This is a genomic window from Streptomyces sp. H27-D2 (assembly GCF_035828615.1).
Classification (GTDB): Bacteria; Actinomycetota; Actinomycetes; order Streptomycetales; family Streptomycetaceae; genus Streptomyces.
This window is the reverse complement of record NZ_JAYMZR010000229.1, coordinates 1-787: the sequence shown is the minus strand read 5'-3', so window position 1 is coordinate 787 and position 787 is coordinate 1. Positions and strand designations below refer to the sequence as shown.

1 protein-coding gene is annotated in these 787 nt (G+C 69.4%); it reads left to right on the top strand.

Going from position 1 to position 787, the window contains the following annotated elements:
• Positions 1–787, top strand: a 787-nt coding sequence (locus QMK28_RS34045; RefSeq protein WP_326443567.1) for a HAMP domain-containing protein, incomplete at both ends; no start/stop codon positions are given.

The window sequence follows — 787 nt, the reverse complement described above, 5'->3', positions numbered from 1 at the left end:
TGGCGAAGGGCGATCTGTCACGGAAGGTCACGGTTCATGTGGCCGGCGAGATGCTCGAACTGAAGAACACCGTGAACACGATGGTGGATCAGCTCTCGTCGTTCGCCTCCGAGGTGACGCGCGTCGCACGGGAGGTCGGCACCGAGGGCGAGCTCGGCGGCCAGGCGCAGGTGCCGGGCGTCGCGGGGGTCTGGAAGGACCTCACCGACTCGGTCAACCTGATGGCGGGCAACCTCACGGCGCAGGTCCGGGGGATCGCGACGGTCACCACGGCGGTCGCCAACGGCGATCTGTCGCAGAAGGTCACGGTCAGCGCGCGCGGCGAGGTCGCGCAGCTCGCCGACACGATCAACACCATGACCGAGACGCTGCGCACCTTCGGCGACGAAGTGACGCGGGTGGCGAGCGAGGTCGGGGCCGAGGGACTGCTGGGCGGTCAGGCGCAGGTGCCGGGCGCGGCGGGGACCTGGAAGGACCTCACGGACTCGGTGAACACCGCGTTCCGCAACCTCACCGCGCAGGTGCGGGACATCGCGCAGGTGACGACGGCGGTGGCCAACGGCGATCTGTCCCAGAAGGTCACCGTGGACGTCTCCGGCGAGATGCAGGAGCTGAAGAACACCGTCAACACGATGGTGGACCAGCTGTCGTCGTTCGGCGCCGAGGTGACGCGCGTCGCGCGGGAGATCGGCGTCGAGGGCGAACTGGGCGGTCAGGCGCAGGTGCCGGGCGCGGCGGGGACCTGGAAGGACCTCACCGACTCGGTGAACACGGCCTTCCGCAACCT